Source organism: Rahnella perminowiae (assembly GCF_019049755.1).
In the GTDB taxonomy this organism is placed as follows: Bacteria; Pseudomonadota; Gammaproteobacteria; order Enterobacterales; family Enterobacteriaceae; genus Rahnella; species Rahnella perminowiae.
Window position 1 is genome coordinate 1 of the sequence record NZ_JAFMOS010000551.1, and the last position, 17,689, is coordinate 17,689.

A 17,689-nucleotide genomic window follows, 5' to 3' on the forward strand; every position below is an offset into this window, starting at 1 on the left:
GGTTTGTGTATATGGGGATTTTCCTAAAACCAAACGGCATGCGGCACACGCACGCAATACCGGATGAGGTCAAACCTAGGAGGCACACAGTCACCCGGGTAATGAAAACAAATGAAAATATAAAGATTTCGTCCTGAGAAAGCTCGCATAATCTGGAGTTAGGATGTGGCGAGACTAGGTTTTCACGGTGCTGGCATGTAGAATGCTGCGACTTAGGCGAAAGACAGCCAACCTACAAACCGTCGCTGTATGTTCATGGCGAATGATTCAGAAATACCAAGGTAAAAAAACTTTTATAATGAAGCATATACGAAATTTCTCCATTATTGCCCACATTGACCACGGTAAGTCGACGCTGTCAGACCGTATTATTCAAATTTGCGGTGGGTTATCCGACCGTGAAATGGAAGCGCAGGTCCTCGATTCGATGGATCTTGAGCGTGAACGCGGCATTACCATCAAAGCGCAAAGCGTGACGCTCGACTATAAAGCGAAAGATGGTCAGGTTTATCACCTGAACTTCATCGACACACCGGGCCATGTCGACTTTTCCTATGAAGTTTCCCGTTCTCTCGCCGCCTGCGAAGGGGCGTTATTAGTCGTGGATGCAGGGCAGGGTGTGGAAGCCCAGACGCTGGCAAACTGCTATACGGCAATGGAAATGGATCTGGAAGTTGTGCCGGTTCTGAACAAAATCGACTTACCGGCCGCTGATCCGGATCGTGCGGCGCAGGAAATCGAAGACATCGTGGGTATTGATGCTACGGATGCTGTCCGCTGTTCTGCGAAAACCGGTGTCGGTGTGCCGGAGGTGCTGGAGCGTCTGGTACGTGATGTGCCACCGCCGGTAGGTGATCCTGATGCGCCACTGCAGGCGTTGATCATCGATTCATGGTTCGATAACTATCTCGGCGTTGTCTCTCTGGTACGTATCAAAAACGGCACCATGAGAAAGGGCGACAAAATTAAAGTGATGAGTACCGGACAGGTTTATAACGCCGATCGTCTGGGTATTTTCACGCCTAAACGTGTCGATAAAGACATTCTGAACTGCGGCGAAGTTGGCTGGCTGGTATGCGCGATCAAAGATATTCTCGGCGCACCAGTAGGGGACACGCTGACTCTGGCTCGTCAGCCTGCTGACAAAGCACTGCCTGGCTTCAAGAAAGTGAAACCGCAGGTTTATGCTGGTCTGTTCCCGGTCAGCTCAGATGATTATGAAAACTTCCGTGATGCGTTAGGCAAACTGAGCCTCAATGATGCCTCACTGTTCTACGAACCAGAAAGTTCTACTGCGCTGGGCTTCGGTTTCCGCTGTGGTTTCCTGGGGCTGTTGCACATGGAAATCATTCAGGAACGTCTGGAACGTGAATACGATCTGGATCTGATCACCACGGCACCGACCGTAGTTTATGAAGTTCTGACGACCAGCAACGAAACTGTTTATGTAGACAGCCCGTCTAAATTGCCAGCGTTGAATAACATTCTGGAACTGCGTGAGCCTATCGCCGAGTGTCACATGCTGATGCCTCAGGAATATCTGGGCAGCGTGATTACGTTGTGTATTGAAAAACGTGGCGTACAGACCAACATGGTTTACCACGGCAACCAGGTCGCACTGACTTATGAAATCCCGATGGCGGAAGTCGTACTCGATTTCTTTGACCGCCTGAAGTCAACGTCACGCGGTTATGCGTCACTTGATTACAATTTCAAACGTTTTCAGGCTTCTGACATGGTGCGTGTTGATGTTCTAATCAACGGCGACCGTGTGGATGCATTGGCGCTGATCACTCACCGTGGCAATTCCCAGTTCCGTGGACGCCAGCTGGTCGAGAAGATGCAGGAACTGATCCCGCGTCAGCAGTTCGATATTGCTATCCAGGCGGCGATTGGTGCTCATATCATTGCCCGTTCAACCGTGAAGCAATTACGTAAAAACGTTCTCGCCAAATGTTATGGCGGCGACGTCAGCCGTAAGAAAAAACTTTTGCAGAAACAGAAAGATGGTAAGAAACGCATGAAACAAGTGGGTAACGTCGAGTTACCACAAGAAGCGTTCCTGGCCATTCTTCACGTGGGTAAAGACAGCAAGTAAACCCTTAATTGAGTTGTAGGGAGTATGCATGGCTAACATGTTTGCCCTGATTCTGGCGATTGCAACGCTGGTGTCTGGGATTATCTGGTGCCTTGATCGTTTCAAGCTGGCACCTGCACGCCGGGCTAAAATTGCTAAAATTAAGGCTGAAACGGGTGGTGCTGTTGACGATTCAACGTTGAACAAAGTGGCGAAGCAACCGGGCTGGGTAGAAACCTGTGCCTCGGTATTCCCGGTATTGTTGGTTGTGTTTGTGGTGCGTTCATTTATTTATGAGCCTTTCCAGATCCCGTCCGGCTCCATGATGCCAACGCTGCTTATTGGCGATTTCATTGTGGTTGAAAAATATGCGTACGGCCTGAAAGATCCTATTACGCAGACTAAGCTGATCCCAACGGGTGAGCCGAAACGTGGCGATGTTGTGGTATTTAAATATCCGCAAAATCCGAGCGTGGACTATATTAAACGTCTGGTAGGCTTACCGGGTGACAAAGTGACATATGATCCGTTCAGCAAGCAGGTGACCGTTCAGCCTGCCTGTGAAACCGGCAAAAATTGCACCACCGCACTGGCGGTGACATATGACACCGGCGTTGCCAGTGATTTCGTACAGACTTTTGGTCAGTCTTCAGGTGGCGAAGCCAGCAGTGGTTTCTTTGAAACGCCACCGACCAGTAACGTGCCACAAGACGGCGTCCGTCTTGTGCAGCGCAATGAAACCCTGGGTAATGTGACGCATCGTATTCTGACTGTGCCAGGCGCGCGTGACCAACTGGGTGCTTATTATCAGCAACCGGGTCAGCCACTGGGAACTTGGGTGGTGCCGGCCGGCCATTATTTCATGATGGGCGATAACCGTGATAACAGCGCTGACAGCCGTTACTGGGGTTTTGTTCCGGAACAGAACTTAGTGGGTAAAGCTTCCGCAATTTGGATGAGCTTTAAAAAACAGGAAGGTGAATGGCCTACCGGTGTTCGTTTAAGCCGAATCGGTGGAATTCATTAATTTAATGGTGCCTATTACCGCAGCATTATATTTCCACTCGTTGTAGAATATCCTTTCGGGCGATAAAAGTTGGCTCCCCTGATTTTACGTTTTAATTTAAAACGAACTGAGGGAGCCACTGCAAACGAAACAGCTTTGGATTGGCTTAGGGCGAAGCAGGCCTGTTCCGTATGCTGAAGTTTTTGACGCATTCTTAGTCTATTGGTAACTCATGAATCCCATCGTAATAAACAGGCTTCAGCGGAAGCTGGGCTACACTTTTCAACAGCAGGAGCTTTTATTGCAGGCACTGACTCACCGCAGCGCAAGCAGTAAACACAATGAGCGTTTAGAGTTCCTGGGTGACTCAATTCTTAGTTATGTCATTGCTAACGCGTTGTATCATCGTTTTCCTCGCGTAGACGAGGGCGATATGAGTCGTATGCGTGCCACGCTGGTACGTGGAAATACGCTCGCGGAAATGGCACGTGAATTCGATCTCGGCGAATGTTTACGCTTAGGACCGGGCGAATTGAAAAGTGGTGGTTTCCGCCGCGAGTCGATTCTTGCGGATACGGTGGAGGCACTCATTGGCGGCGTGTTCCTGGACAGTGATATCCAGACCGTCGAAAAGCTGATTCTCGATTGGTACCGTAGTCGTTTAGACGAAATCAGTCCCGGTGATAAGCAGAAAGACCCAAAAACCCGTTTACAGGAGTTTTTACAAGGTCGCCATCTGCCGTTGCCTTCTTATCTGGTTGTGCAGGTTCGCGGTGAAGCGCACGATCAGGAGTTTACCATCCACTGCCAGGTCAGTGGCTTGAGCCAGCCGGTTGTAGGAACCGGTTCAAGCCGCCGTAAAGCCGAGCAGGCGGCAGCGGAACAAGCGCTGATACAGCTGGAGCTTGAATGAGCGAAGAAAAGAATTACTGTGGTTTTGTTGCAATCGTAGGCCGTCCTAACGTCGGTAAATCTACCTTGCTGAATGAATTATTGGGGCAAAAAATCTCCATTACTTCCCGCAAACCGCAAACCACGCGTCACCGCATCATGGGTATCCATACCGAAGGGCCCTATCAGGCTATTTACGTGGACACCCCGGGGCTGCACATTGAAGAAAAACGTGCCATCAACCGTCTGATGAACCGCGCTGCAAGCAGCTCAATCGGTGATGTTGAACTGGTGATCTTCGTTGTTGAAGGCACTAACTGGACTGCCGATGACGAAATGGTGGTCAACAAACTGCGTGATTTGAAATCACCGGTTCTGCTGGCAATCAACAAGATTGATAACGTCACCGATAAATCTAAATTATTGCCACATTTGCAATTCCTGAGTGAGCAGATGAACTTCGTCGATATCGTACCTATCTCCGCAGAGAAAGGTACCAACGTTGATACCATCGCAGCTCTGGTGCGAAAACGCCTGCCGGAAGCGATTCATCACTTCCCCGAGGATTACATTACTGACCGTTCCCAGCGCTTTATGGCTTCTGAAATCATCCGTGAAAAACTGATGCGCTTTCTGGGCGAAGAGTTGCCATATTCAGTGACCGTTGAAATCGAACGCTTTGTCAGCAATGAACGGGGCGGATACGACATTAATGGCCTGATTCTGGTAGAACGTGAAGGCCAGAAGAAAATGGTTATCGGTAATAAAGGCTCTAAAATCAAGACAATCGGGATCGAAGCGCGTCACGACATGGAGAACATGTTCGAAGCGAAAGTCCATCTTGAGTTGTGGGTTAAGGTCAAATCCGGCTGGGCAGACGACGAACGTGCGTTGCGCAGTCTGGGTTATGTAGACGATTTATAAGGTCCGCGCCTATGGAAGGCTGGCAACGCGCATTTGTTTTGCATGGGCGACCTTACAGTGAAACCAGCTTAATGTTGGATTTGTTCACTGAGGGGCAAGGGCGGGTACGCATACTGGCTAAAGGTGCGCGTGGCCGCCGGTCCAATTTAAAAGGCTGCCTGCAGCCTTTTACTCCTTTACTGGTTCGCTGGAGCGGGCGGGGAGAAGTGAAAACCCTGCGTAATGCTGAACCTGTCTCCCTTGCTCTTCCTCTTTCCGGGCTGATGCTTTACAGCGGCTTGTACGTCAATGAGCTCGTTTCACGGGTGCTTGAGCAGGAAGCTAATTACTCATCATTGTTCTTCGATTATCTCAACTGTTTGCAAAATCTCGCGAGTGCCAGCGCATCTCCTGAATATGCATTACGTCAGTTCGAACTTTCCCTATTGCACCATCTGGGTTACGGCGTGGATTTTCTGCATTGCGCAGGCAGCGGTGAAGAAGTCAGTGACACCATGACGTACCGTTACCGTGAAGAAAAAGGCTTTATTGCCAGTCTGGTGATTGATCATTCCAGCTTTACCGGCCGGGATTTAAAAGCACTGGCCAGCCGTGAATTCCCGGATGTCTCAACGCTGCGGGCTGCAAAGCGTTTCACCCGCATGGCGCTCAAACCTTACCTTGGCGGTAAGCCCCTGAAAAGCCGCGAGCTGTTCCGCCAGTTTCAGGTTAAAAAACCTGTATCACCTTCTGATAATTCTTCCCGCTAATTCGGAATCCGGGCTACACGCCGCCACTCTCAAAGGTGTAAACTGCAGGAATTAGCGTTTTGTTCCATTCATCAATCAATTCATTCTTAAACCTGGAGCTGTTATGGCTGAGTTGCTGTTGGGCGTTAACATTGATCATATCGCGACATTGCGTAATGCACGCGGTACGGCATACCCTGATCCGGTTCAGGCGGCATTTATCGCTGAACAGGCTGGTGCTGATGGGATCACCGTCCACCTGCGTGAAGATCGTCGTCATATCACCGACCGTGATGTACGTCTTCTGCGTCAGACTATCCAAACCCGCATGAATCTGGAAATGGCCGTCACCGACGAGATGGTCGGTATTGCCTGCGAAATTCTGCCGCATTTCTGCTGTCTGGTGCCGGAAAAACGCGAAGAAGTGACCACTGAGGGGGGGCTGGATGTCGCCGGTCAGCTGGATAAAATGACCGTTGCGGTCACGCGCCTAAGCGAAGCGGGCATTCTGGTTTCCCTGTTTATCGACCCGGATATGCGCCAGATTGATGCGGCCGTCGCTGTGGGGGCGCCTTACATCGAAATCCATACCGGTGCTTATGCGGAGGCGAAAAATGACCTTGAGCGTCAGGCCGAGCTGGAGCGTATTAAACAGGGCGCAGCTTATGCAGCCGGTAAGGGGCTGAAAGTGAACGCCGGCCACGGATTGACTTACCATAACGTGCAGCCGATCGCCGCACTGCCCGAAATGCATGAGCTCAATATCGGCCATGCGATTATCGGTCAGGCTGTTATTGACGGATTGTCCGGTGCAGTACGCGAAATGAAAAACCTGATGCGGGAAGCGCGCCGGTAATGAGCATTTTAGGTTTAGGTACGGATATCGTTGAAATTTCCCGTATCGAAGCGGTAATTGAACGCAGCGGCGACCGTCTGGCGAAGCGTATTTTGTGCGCGAATGAATGGTCTGTGTATCAGCAGCACCAACAGCCGGTACGTTTCCTCGCGAAGCGGTTTGCTGTCAAGGAGGCCGCGGCTAAAGCGCTGGGAACCGGGATCCGCAACGGTCTGGCATTTGAGCAATTTGAAGTCGTCAATGATGTGCTGGGAAAACCGGGGCTGGTTTTTCATGCCCGCGCGGCGGAAATGGCTGCAGAAATGGGGGTGAAATCAGTCCATGTTACGCTGGCTGATGAAAGGCGTTATGCCTGTGCCACGGTAATTATCGAGAACTAATCCCTCCGTACTGCAAGCGGCAGATGCGTTGGCTGCTTTCAGTGATCCGAATCACTTACCTGAATAAGCTCATCGGGATCACTTCACTTGCCGCCTTCCTCCCGCTCGAATTATTTTGGGTGGTTTTGAAAATGCATCACGCCGTTAATTATACGGTGTGATGCAATACCACAAACTTATCCCAAAGCTGTTCGTTGGTTTCGGTGTGTTGCGGATTAATGATGATGGTATTGTCGATCGGGCAGACGCTTTGGCAGGTCGGTTTATCATAATGACCGACGCATTCCGTACAACGATCGCTGTCGATTTCGTAAATCTCACTGCCCATTGAAATCGCCTGATTCGGGCACTCCGGTTCGCACATATCGCAATTAATGCATTTGTGTGTGATCAACAGGGCCATGGCGTTTTCTCTTATATTCAATAAACAGATCAATAATCAGGGCGCGCAGTATAGCAGAATTGCGCTGGCGTAGGTTCTGCTCGCGTACCTTTCCATCCTTCAAATGATCCGGATCAAACCAGCTTTTTCACCAATTCTTCGCTGTGACGGATACGCTCCGGTGCATGCGCCGTATCTTGCTGAACCAGTGCGACGAACAATAAATCCGTCAGGGAATATTGCGCCGTACTGGCGGAGAGGGCTGCGCCGCGGGTTGCGGGTAAATCTGCGACCGTATACAAACAATGGTCTGCCTGCTGTTGCAGGGTATTAGGTGAAAAACCGGTGATGGCCAGGACTTTTGCCCCACTCTCGCGGGCGACCTTTGCCGCAAGATTGATTTCGCTCCGTTCACCGCTGAACGAAATCGCCAGCAATAAATCTTCTTTCGACAGCGCCTGTGCGGTGGCAACCAGAACATGCGTATCGGATTCGGCAATTGCCGTGACCCCGATTTTCAGCAGCTTATACGCTAAATCCTTTGCCACTAATCCGGATGCGCCAATGCCACTTAGCACAATTTTTCGGGCACCGGCGAGCATCGACAACGCAATTTGCAGCCGTGGCTCGCTGTTGATATCCAGGGTTGCACGAAGCGCCGATTGTTTCTCAGCCAGTAATTTCTCACCCACAACATGCAGGCTGTCGGTGCTTAAAATCTGATTATGTACAGTGACCGGCTCACTGTTTTCCGGCGATGCCAGTGTTTCACTCATTGCCAGTTTCAGCGCCGGGAAGCCTTTATATCCCAGTTTTTGGGCAAATTTCACCACGCCAGACTGGCTGACACCGGCCTTTTCAGCCAGTTTCTGCGAACTCATATGGCGCGCTTTTTCCGGATGCGCGAGGAGAAAATCAGCCAGTTTGCGGTCATTTTGCGCCAGCGTCGGATAAAGCTGACGGATACGGATCATACAACTCATGGTGGGTTATCCCGGTGTCTCTGAATACTTACATCACGTTTTACGGATTATGTTATCTAAAGTAGCAAATATTCCTCGTATTGATGAATAATATATTCAACTATTGTGTAATAATTTTGAATTAAAAATTCAGGAGAGAATCATGAATCGTCCACTCAATTTAGGCGCACTCGTTTCTGAAAGTCGCAATCCGGATACGATGAACTTAGATGAAATGTCTTCACTGGAATTGGCCACCTGCTTCAATCAGGAAGACCGCAAAGTGCCGGAAGCCATCAATAAAGTTCTGCCTTATATCGCACAGGCTATTGATAAAGCGGCGGCTTCTTTTAAATCCGGCGGACGCCTGATTTACCTTGGTGCCGGCACCAGCGGACGTCTTGGCGTTCTGGATGCTTCGGAATGTCCGCCAACGTTTGGCGTGCCGCACGGCATGGTTGTCGGGCTGATTGCCGGCGGGCCGGGTGCGCTGCTCAAAGCGGTAGAAGGTGCGGAAGACAGTGAATCGCTGGGCGTTGAAGACTTAAAAAACATCAATCTGAACGCGGATGACACCGTCGTCGGATTAGCCGCAAGCGGACGCACCCCTTATGTCATCGGTGCTTTGCGCTATGCCTTCGAAACGGGCTGCGCCACAGTGGCGATTTCCTGTAACCCGGATTCGCCAATTGCCCGCGAGGCGGCTATCGCGATTTCTCCGGTTGTCGGGCCGGAAGCGCTGACCGGTTCAACCCGTCTGAAATCCGGCACGGCGCAGAAGCTGGTGCTGAATATGATTTCAACCGGGGCGATGGTCAAAAGTGGCAAGGTTTATCAGAACCTGATGGTAGATGTGAAGGCGACCAATGTGAAGCTGGTCGATCGTGCCTGCCGGATCGTTGTTGAGGCCACAGGGGCCTCCCGTGCTGATGCTGAACAGGCACTCTCTCAAACCGATTTTGAAGTCAAACCGGCCATTCTGATGGTGCTGGCAGGCATTGACGCGGAGCAGGCCAAAATACGACTGACTAAACACCATGGATTCCTGCGCGCGGCACTGACTGATTAAACTCAAGGAGTTAAGCATGGCGATGGCAATGGATAAAACTCATCTGCTGGCTGCGAAGATTTTGCAGGGCGTCGGCGGTGAAGGGAATATCAGCAAGCTGGAAAACTGCATGACCCGCGTCCGCGTGGCAGTGTATGACGATAACCGGCTGGATCTGGTCAGCCTGAAAACACTGGAAGGTATCAAAGGATATCTTAAACAAGGTGACCAGCATCAGTTTATTGTTGGCCCGGGTGCGGCGGCAAAAGTGGTGGATGCGATGCGTCTGTTGCTGAGTCCGGCAGGGACGGCAAATTCGTCGGGAGAAAATGACATTGCCCGGAATAAAGCCAGCGCCAAAGCGAAGTACTCTGCACCGATGAGCGGGGCGCTGCGCAAACTGGCTGATGTCTTTATCCCGCTGATCCCGGCATTTATTGCCTCAGGGCTGATTATGGGCATTATTAACCTGCTCAAACGGCCGGATATCGCCGGTTCCATTGCCCTTGATTATCCTAACGTGCTTGGCTTGCTGGCGATTTTTGGTGGTGCTGTGTTTGCCATCATGAATATTTTAGTCGGCGTGAACGCGGCGCGCGTTTTCGGCGGTTCTCAGGCCATGGGCGGTGTGATGGCGGGGATCCTCTCCAGCCCTGCACTGGCGCAAATTACCCTGTTTGGTGAAACTTTACAGCCGGGGCGCGGCGGTGTGATCGCTGTATTACTGGTCGTCGCGCTGATGTGCTGGCTGGAGAAGAGGCTGCGTCAGTGGTTGCCGGAATCTGTCGAACTGATCCTTAATCCGCTGATGACGACCCTTATCACTGCGACACTGGCGATTGTTATCCTTCAGCCTGTCGGTGGTTATATCTCTGACGGTATCGCGCAGGGTGTCAATATTGCCATCGATAAAGGTGGATTACTGGTGGGCGCGATACTGGCGGGGACATTTTTGCCGCTGGTATTATCCGGGCTGCATCAGGGGCTGGTGCCGATCCACGTTGAGCTGATCCAGGCACATGGTTCTAATCCACTGCTGCCGATTTTAGCCATGGCGGGCGTGGGGCAGGTGGGCGCGGCAATTGCGGTGTATATTAAAACCCGAAACACACGGCTGAAAAAAGTGATTAAAGGCGCGCTGCCGGTGGGTATTCTCGGTATTGGTGAACCATTAATATTCGGTGTTACCTTGCCGCTCGGTCGTCCTTTTATTGGTGCGTGTCTGGGCGGAGCCGTCGGGGGTGCGCTAATCTGTTACTGGAAAGTCGCGACGGTCATCACGTTTGGTATTTCCGGACTGCCGCTGGCACTGACCATTATTTCCGGCAAAGTGATGTTGTATCTGACGGGTTTAGTCATTACGGTATTGGCTGGTTTTATTTTTACCTGGTTGATGGGGTTCAACGATCCCGAGGAGTAACGGATTGAGTACGAAGCCTGATCGGCGGGTAGTCTTTTTTGATCTTGATGGCACGCTGCACCAGCAGGATATGTTCGGCAGCTTTCTGCGATTTTTGCTCAGACGGATGCCGCAGAATCTGATTTTAGTCGTGCCGGTTCTGCCGCTGATAGGAATCGGACTGTTTATACATGGGCGCGCCGCGCGCTGGCCGATGAGCCTGTTACTGTGGGCTATTACTTTTGGTCACAGTGAAGCGCGGCTAAAAGCGCTGGAGCTGCAATTTGTGACTGCCTTTCGCGAGAAAGTGGTGGAGTTTCCGGTGGTGCAGCGCAGGCTGCGTGAATATCTCGACAGCGATGATACTGAAGTCTGGTTGATCACCGGATCACCGGAGAATCTGGTAAAGCAGGTCTATAATACGTCCCTGTTTTTGCCACAGGTCCGTCTGGTCGGCAGCCGGATCGCCCGGGGTAAAGGCGGTTGGGTGTTACCCTTGCGTTGCCTGGGTGAGGAGAAAGTGGTGCAGCTCGAAAGCCGCATTGGTTCTCCGCTTAAACTTTACAGCGGATACAGCGACAGTAAGCAGGACAACCCGTTATTGTTCTTTTGTGAACACCGTTTTCGCGTCAGTAAACAGGGTGAGTTACAGCAACTCGAATAACGGCCAGCACAAAATTCAGCTAAAATGTCTGCCGGTAAAAAATAATTGAGGTTGAAGTGGCAGACGCAGAATTGGCAGTAATAAATGATGATGAACACTGGATGCGGTATGCCATGACGCTGGCGCTGAAAGCGCAGGACGAAGGCGAAGTGCCGGTGGGGGCAGTGCTGATTTTAGACAATCAGGTGATTGGCGAAGGCTGGAACCGGTCTATCGGTCATCATGATCCGACAGCGCATGCGGAAATCATGGCATTACGTCAGGGCGGTGACACCATACGCAATTATCGCCTGCTTGACGCCACACTTTACGTCACGCTGGAACCTTGTGTTATGTGCGCCGGGGCGATGATCCACAGCCGGATCCGCCGCGTGGTGTATGGTGCCGCTGACGCCAAAACCGGTGCTGCGGGATCGTTGCTCGATATACTGCGCCATCCGGGCATGAATCATCAGATAGACATTACTGCGGGTGTACTGGCAGAAGCCTGTTCGGAACAACTGAGTCGTTTTTTCCGTTTTCGCCGCAGTCAGAAAAAAGCGCTGCGACTGGCAGAGCGTGCTGCTCAGGCGGGTAATGCGTCGGATGAACAGGCCTGAAAACAGCCCTGCCAGCCTTACGGTGCCAGGGCTTCCTGCGCATTGACCACCGGATACCCCTGACCTAACTGAGCCTGTAAGGCGGCTTTCTGTGCCTGCTGTTTTTCCTTTTCCATCAGGTATCCCACCAGACTCAGCTGATAACGACGGATATTCTCCACATAGTTATACGCCTGCGTACCACGCGCATATCCGTAAGTCGTCCGGCTGAAGAAGCGTTTCTGATTCAGCATCGGCAAGCGTTGCTTCACATCAGCCCAGCTGTCAGGATTGCCTTTTTGCTGCGCCGTCAGCTTACGGGCATCCAGCATATGACCATAACCCATGTTATAAGCGGCAAGGGCAAACCAGATCCGTTCATCCTGCGGAATTGATTCCGGCATTTTATCCATCAGATGCGACAGATACTGGGCACCGCCGCGAATGCTCTGTTCGGCGTCAGTACGGTCGTCGACATTCAGCCCGCCAGCGGTTGCACGGGTCAGCATCATCACACCCCGTACGCCGGTCGGGGATTTCGCCTGCGGATCCCAATGTGACTCCTGATAGGCGATGGCAGCCAGTAAACGCCAGTCAATATTCCCGGCATATTTTTCAAACAGCGGCTGTAAATCCGGCAGCGTACTGTCGATGGCGTTAAGGAAAGTCCGGGTATCGACGTAATCAAAATCGCCCACATGCCCGAGATATTTCTCCTCCAGCTTTTCCAGTGTACCGTCTTCAGAAATCTGGCTGAAAAAGTCCAGCATGGCGGCCGAGAGGCTGTCGTCATCAGGTTGCTTGCGGTAGTACCAGGTCACGGGTTCGTCATCAGTGGCATCAAAAGCCACCGCCAGACGCGGATAGACGCGCTGCATCAGCGCGATAGTCACCGAATCGCCCAGCGTATAATCGAGTTTGCCGTTCTCGACTTGCTGCAACAAATCGCGTGGCGACATCTTATCGGTCGTGGTCCACGTGAGGCCGGGATACTTTTTACTGGCGTCTTCGAGTGTGGCGATATGTGCGCTGCCGGCAGACACCACCAGCGAGCCTTTGATGTCCGCAAAGCTTTTCGGACGCACGGCACCCTGCCGGTAAACCAGCTGCTGGGAAACGGAATAGTACTCCGGACCGGCGCGGTAGTTTTTCAGCCGCGCATTGTTATATACCAGCCCGGAAGCCAGCAGGTCAGTATGATCATGGTCCAGATCGTCAAACATGCTCTCGATGGTGGTGTGCTGTGTCACGACCAGCCGCACGCCCAGATAATCTGCAAAGCGTTTAGCCAGTTCGTAATCGAAGCCGAGATTACCTTCCGGAGATTCCATAAAAGTCAGTGGAGAATTGAGCGTGCTTACGCGCAATTCTCCACGGGATTTTATGTGATCCAGCTGGTCGCCTTCACCTCTGTGCCACGGGACTGCGGGCCATAAAGCCAGCGCCAGTAACAGGGCGGCGATCCCCATCAGGACATAATTAATTTTTAGTCGCGTCAAATAGTTATCTCGCTGCGGCGCTCTTGTTTTTTTACGCTATGCTGTGCAGTTAGTATGGTTATATCCCCAGTGCTGACGCATTTTGCTCAACAAAACGGCAGTCTGCAACTTTATTCATGATACCCGCAAGATATGTGGGCCTATAAATGAATATCAAGTTTCCCTGCGCAAACGGTTTCGTCGGACGCCAGCTTTCTTTATAATAGCCCGCGTTTTCCCCCTGTTGCGCCCAATGAAGCACTGTGGTCAGTGTCTTCGAAGACGAGAGATCTGTCATTATGGAAATACTGCGTGGTTCGCCCGCTTTGTCGGCTTTTCGCATTAATAAATTGTTGTCCCGTTGTCAGGAAGTCCGCCTTCCGGTCAGCGATATTTACGCCGAATATGTACACTTTGCCGATGTCAGCGCGCCGCTGAATTCGGACGAACAAACCAAGTTACAACGCCTTCTGAAATACGGTCCTTCTCTCGCTGAACATGCTCCTTCTGGTCGTTTACTGTTAGTGACCCCGCGCCCCGGCACCATTTCTCCATGGTCTTCCAAAGCTACCGATATCGCACACAATTGCGGCCTGTCACAGGTTCTGCGTCTGGAGCGCGGTCTGGCATTTTATGTTCAGGCACCGCAACTGACCGAAGCCCAGTGGAGCGAACTGGGTGCCTTGCTGCATGACCGCATGATGGAAACCGTCTTTGGCCAGCTGGAAGACGCCAGCGCGCTGTTTGCACAGCACCAGCCTGCCCCTGTGCAACATGTGGATATCCTCGGTGAGGGCCGTGGCGCACTGGAAGCCGCCAATACCAAATTAGGTCTGGCGCTGGCGCAGGACGAAATTGATTATCTGATGGCTGCCTTTACGTCGTTGGGGCGCAACCCGACGGATATCGAACTGTATATGTTCGCACAGGCAAACTCAGAACACTGTCGTCACAAAATCTTCAACGCAGACTGGATTATCGACGGTAAAACGCAGCCGAAATCCCTGTTTAAGATGATTAAGAACACCTTCGAACACACCCCTGATCACGTGCTGTCCGCGTATAAAGATAACGCCGCCGTGATGGAAGGTTCACAGGTCGGCCGTTTCTACGCTGATGCAAAAGACGGTCTGTACGATTTTCATCAGGAGCAGGCGCATATCCTGATGAAGGTCGAAACCCATAACCACCCGACGGCGATCTCTCCGTGGCCGGGTGCGGCCACCGGTTCCGGCGGCGAAATCCGTGATGAAGGCGCAACCGGCCGTGGTGCGAAACCTAAAGCCGGTCTGGTCGGTTTCTCCGTTTCCAACCTGCGTATTCCGGGTTTTGAACAACCATGGGAAGAAGACTTTGGTAAGCCGGATCGTATCGTTACCGCGCTGGATATTATGACCGACGGTCCGCTGGGCGGGGCCGCATTTAACAACGAATTTGGTCGTCCGGCATTACTGGGCTACTTCCGTACTTATGAAGAAAACGTCAACAGCCACAACGGCCCGGAGCTGCGCGGTTATCATAAACCGATCATGCTGGCGGGCGGTATCGGTAACATCCGTGCTGATCACGTACAAAAAGGTGAAATCACCGTTGGCGCGAAACTGATCGTTCTTGGTGGTCCGGCGATGAATATCGGTCTGGGCGGCGGTGCGGCATCTTCTATGGCTTCCGGTCAGTCTGATGCCGATCTGGATTTTGCTTCCGTACAGCGCGACAACCCGGAAATGGAACGCCGTTGTCAGGAAGTGATCGACCGCTGCTGGCAACTGGGCGAAGCCAACCCGATTTTATTTATCCATGACGTCGGTGCGGGCGGTTTATCGAATGCCATGCCGGAGCTGGTCAGTGATGGTAACCGTGGCGGCCGTTTCCGGCTGCGCGATATCCTCAACGACGAACCGGGTATGAGCCCGCTGGAAGTCTGGTGTAACGAATCGCAGGAACGTTATGTGCTGGCGGTTTCTCCGGCGCAGCTGGAACAGTTCGATGCGATCTGCCAGCGCGAACGCGCTCCTTATGCGGTCATCGGCGAAGCCACTGAAGAAATGCATCTTTCTCTGGAAGACAGCCATTTCGACAACCAGCCAATAGATATGCCGCTGGATGTGCTGCTGGGCAAAACGCCAAAAATGACCCGCGACGTCACCACGCTGAAAGCCAAAGGCGATAACCTGAATGCGGAAAATATTCAGATTGCTGAAGCGGTAAACCGTGTTCTGCATCTGCCGGCCGTGGCCGAGAAAACCTTCCTGATCACCATCGGTGACCGCACTGTCACCGGTATGGTCGCACGTGACCAGATGGTCGGCCCGTGGCAGATCCCGGTAGCCGACTGCGCAGTCACCACCGCCAGCCTCGACAGCTACCACGGCGAAGCGATGTCACTGGGCGAACGTGCGCCGGTTGCCTTGCTGGATTTCGCCGCTTCCGGTCGCATGGCCGTTGGCGAAGCACTGACGAATATCGCGGCGGTAGAAATCGGCAGCCTGAAACGCGTTAAGCTTTCTGCTAACTGGATGTCTGCGGCCGGTCATCCTGGGGAAGATGCCGGTTTATACGCCGCCGTGAAAGCGGTAGGCGAAGAACTTTGTCCGGCGCTGGGCATTACCATCCCGGTGGGCAAAGACTCCATGTCGATGAAAACCCGCTGGCAGGAAGGTAACGAACAACGCGAGATGACTTCGCCGTTGTCACTGGTGATCACCGCGTTTGCCCGTGTCGAAGACGTTCGTCATACCGTGACGCCACAACTGCGCACCGATAAAGGTGACACCGCGTTGCTGCTGGTGGATCTGGGGGCCGGTCATAACGCACTGGGTGCAACGGCGCTGGCACAGGTTTACCGTCAGCTCGGCAATACGCCGGCGGATGTGCGCAGCGCAGAGCAACTGGGCGGCTTCTTCAATGCCATGCAGGCGCTGGTGTCTGAGCAGAAATTACTGGCATATCATGACCGTTCCGACGGTGGTCTGCTGGTGACGCTGGCTGAAATGGCCTTCGCAGGGCATTGCGGCCTGACCGCAGATATCGCGGCGCTGGGCACTGATGCGCTGGCGGCATTGTTCAACGAAGAACTGGGCGCGGTGATCCAGATCCGTGCATCAGACCGTGAAGCGGTTGAGAAAACGCTGGCTGATTTTGGTCTGGCGGATTGCACGCATTACCTCGGCAGCGTCGAAACCGGTGACCGCTTCATCATTTCTTCTGGTGACAAGCCGGTGTACAGCGAAAGCCGCACCACGCTGCGTACCTGGTGGGCTGAAACGACCTGGCAGATGCAACGTCTGCGCGACAACCCTGAATGTGCCGATCAGGAACATCAGGCGAAAACCAATGATCTGGATCCGGGGCTGAACGTCAAACTGACCTTTGCCCCTGACGAAGATGTGGCCGCACCTTACATCGCGAAGGGCGCGCGTCCGAAAGTTGCCGTGCTGCGTGAGCAGGGCGTGAACTCCCACGTTGAAATGGCGGCTGCCTTCCACCGTGCCGGTTTTGATGCGGTTGATGTCCACATGAGTGATTTGCTGGCCGGTCGCCGGGATTTGCAGGATTTCCATACGCTGGTGGCGTGCGGCGGATTCTCTTACGGTGATGTGCTGGGCGCGGGTGAAGGCTGGGCGAAATCAGTTCTGTTCAATGACCGCGTGCGTGAAGAGTTCGAAGAATTCTTCCACCGTCCGCAAACGCTGGCGCTGGGTGTGTGTAACGGCTGTCAGATGATGTCTAACCTGAAAGAGCTGATCCCCGGTGCGGAACATTGGCCACGCTTCGTGCGTAACCTGTCTGACCGTTTCGAAGCACGTTTCAGCCTGGTGGAAGTGGCTGCCAGCCCGTCGATGTTCATGCAGGGTATGGCCGGTTCACGTATGCCAATCGCCGTTTCCCACGGGGAAGGGCATGTGGAAGTGCGTGACGCCGCGCATCTGGCGCAAATTGAGCACAGTAATCTGGTAGCGCTGCGTTTCGTGGATAACAACGGTCAGGCGACCGAAAGCTATCCGGCGAACCCGAACGGCTCTCCGAACGGCATCACGGCGGTGACCAACCTGTCAGGCCGCGTTACCGTGATGATGCCGCATCCGGAGCGCGTTTTCCGCACTGTCAGCAACTCATGGCATCCGGAAGAATGGGGCGAAGACAGCCCGTGGATGCGCATGTTCCGCAATGCCCGTAAACAGCTTGGCTAACGCTTAACGTGCTTCAGTAATAAAAATCCGCAGTGCGAAAGCCTGCGGATTTTTTTATGAAACTTACTTATTCCTTACGTTCTGTTTACTTATGGTATTATCTTCAGGGTAGGAATTCTCTTATAA

At 52.7% G+C, this 17,689-nt stretch carries 15 protein-coding genes; 12 read left to right on the forward strand and 3 right to left on the reverse strand.

Translation table 11 applies throughout. The features are described 5' to 3' along the window. The first annotated feature begins 298 nt into the window (after positions 1–298). The 7 genes from lepA (at position 299) to acpS (ending at position 6,862) form a co-directional block, all read left to right on the forward strand. Entirely contained in the window at positions 299–2,098 is a 1,800-nt protein-coding gene (gene lepA, locus J1785_RS13735) for a translation elongation factor 4 (RefSeq protein WP_129952900.1), read from the forward strand. A gap of 28 nt (positions 2,099–2,126) precedes the next feature. Continuing rightward, on the forward strand, positions 2,127–3,104 hold the full coding sequence (lepB, locus tag J1785_RS13740; RefSeq protein ID WP_129952899.1) for a signal peptidase I: 978 nt from the start codon (positions 2,127–2,129) through the stop codon (positions 3,102–3,104). Positions 3,105–3,315: 211 nt separating this feature from the next. Continuing rightward, positions 3,316–3,996: a ribonuclease III gene (gene rnc, locus J1785_RS13745; RefSeq protein WP_015698392.1), complete on the forward strand. Its 681-nt coding sequence runs from the start codon at positions 3,316–3,318 to the stop codon at positions 3,994–3,996. After that, positions 3,993–4,898, forward strand: coding sequence for a GTPase Era (era, locus tag J1785_RS13750; protein ID WP_129952898.1), 906 nt, complete (start codon positions 3,993–3,995; stop codon positions 4,896–4,898). Before rnc ends, era begins: the two co-directional genes overlap by 4 nt. A gap of 11 nt (positions 4,899–4,909) precedes the next feature. Then, the gene (gene recO / locus J1785_RS13755) at positions 4,910–5,647 is read left to right on the forward strand and encodes a DNA repair protein RecO (protein WP_129992115.1); all 738 of its coding nucleotides are present in this window, start codon (positions 4,910–4,912) and stop codon (positions 5,645–5,647) included. Positions 5,648–5,750: 103 nt separating this feature from the next. Then, on the forward strand, positions 5,751–6,482 hold the full coding sequence (pdxJ, locus tag J1785_RS13760; RefSeq protein ID WP_217219571.1) for a pyridoxine 5'-phosphate synthase: 732 nt from the start codon (positions 5,751–5,753) through the stop codon (positions 6,480–6,482). After that, complete coding sequence (gene acpS / locus J1785_RS13765) at positions 6,482–6,862, forward strand: holo-ACP synthase (RefSeq protein ID WP_129952896.1); 381 nt, start codon at positions 6,482–6,484, stop codon at positions 6,860–6,862. Before pdxJ ends, acpS begins: the two co-directional genes overlap by 1 nt. 148 nt (positions 6,863–7,010) lie before the next feature. Here the strand turns inward: acpS and J1785_RS13770 are convergent, their stop codons facing one another. Together J1785_RS13770 and J1785_RS13775 are read right to left on the reverse strand one after the other, a co-directional pair. Next, the gene (locus J1785_RS13770) at positions 7,011–7,265 is read right to left on the reverse strand and encodes a YfhL family 4Fe-4S dicluster ferredoxin (protein WP_129952895.1); all 255 of its coding nucleotides are present in this window, start codon (positions 7,263–7,265) and stop codon (positions 7,011–7,013) included. Between the two features lie 113 nt (positions 7,266–7,378). Next, positions 7,379–8,227, reverse strand: a complete 849-nt coding sequence (locus J1785_RS13775) for a MurR/RpiR family transcriptional regulator (RefSeq protein WP_129952894.1) — start codon at positions 8,225–8,227, stop codon at positions 7,379–7,381. A gap of 142 nt (positions 8,228–8,369) precedes the next feature. Between J1785_RS13775 and murQ the strand changes: the two genes are divergently transcribed. From murQ to tadA, 4 genes are all read left to right on the forward strand, one after another. Beyond that, a complete protein-coding gene (gene murQ, locus J1785_RS13780) occupies positions 8,370–9,275 on the forward strand; it encodes an N-acetylmuramic acid 6-phosphate etherase (protein WP_129952893.1) in 906 nt (301 codons plus the stop codon). Between the two features lie 28 nt (positions 9,276–9,303). After that, positions 9,304–10,674, forward strand: a complete 1,371-nt coding sequence (locus tag J1785_RS13785; protein ID WP_217219573.1) for a PTS transporter subunit EIIC — start codon at positions 9,304–9,306, stop codon at positions 10,672–10,674. Between the two features lie 4 nt (positions 10,675–10,678). Continuing rightward, positions 10,679–11,317, forward strand: a complete 639-nt coding sequence (gene yfhb, locus J1785_RS13790; protein ID WP_129952892.1) for a phosphatidylglycerophosphatase C — start codon at positions 10,679–10,681, stop codon at positions 11,315–11,317. Between the two features lie 71 nt (positions 11,318–11,388). Then, positions 11,389–11,916, forward strand: coding sequence for a tRNA adenosine(34) deaminase TadA (tadA, locus tag J1785_RS13795; protein WP_274387381.1), 528 nt, complete (start codon positions 11,389–11,391; stop codon positions 11,914–11,916). Positions 11,917–11,933: 17 nt separating this feature from the next. On the opposite strand, the gene mltF is transcribed toward tadA, so the two are convergent. Then, positions 11,934–13,394 carry a membrane-bound lytic murein transglycosylase MltF gene (mltF, locus tag J1785_RS13800; RefSeq protein ID WP_217139388.1) on the reverse strand — a complete coding sequence of 487 codons (1,461 nt, stop codon included), beginning with the start codon at positions 13,392–13,394 and terminating at the stop codon, positions 11,934–11,936. Positions 13,395–13,672: 278 nt separating this feature from the next. On the opposite strand from mltF, the gene purL reads away from it, so the two are divergent. Next, on the forward strand, positions 13,673–17,563 hold the full coding sequence (gene purL, locus J1785_RS13805; protein WP_217219572.1) for a phosphoribosylformylglycinamidine synthase: 3,891 nt from the start codon (positions 13,673–13,675) through the stop codon (positions 17,561–17,563). Positions 17,564–17,689: the final 126 nt, after the last annotated feature.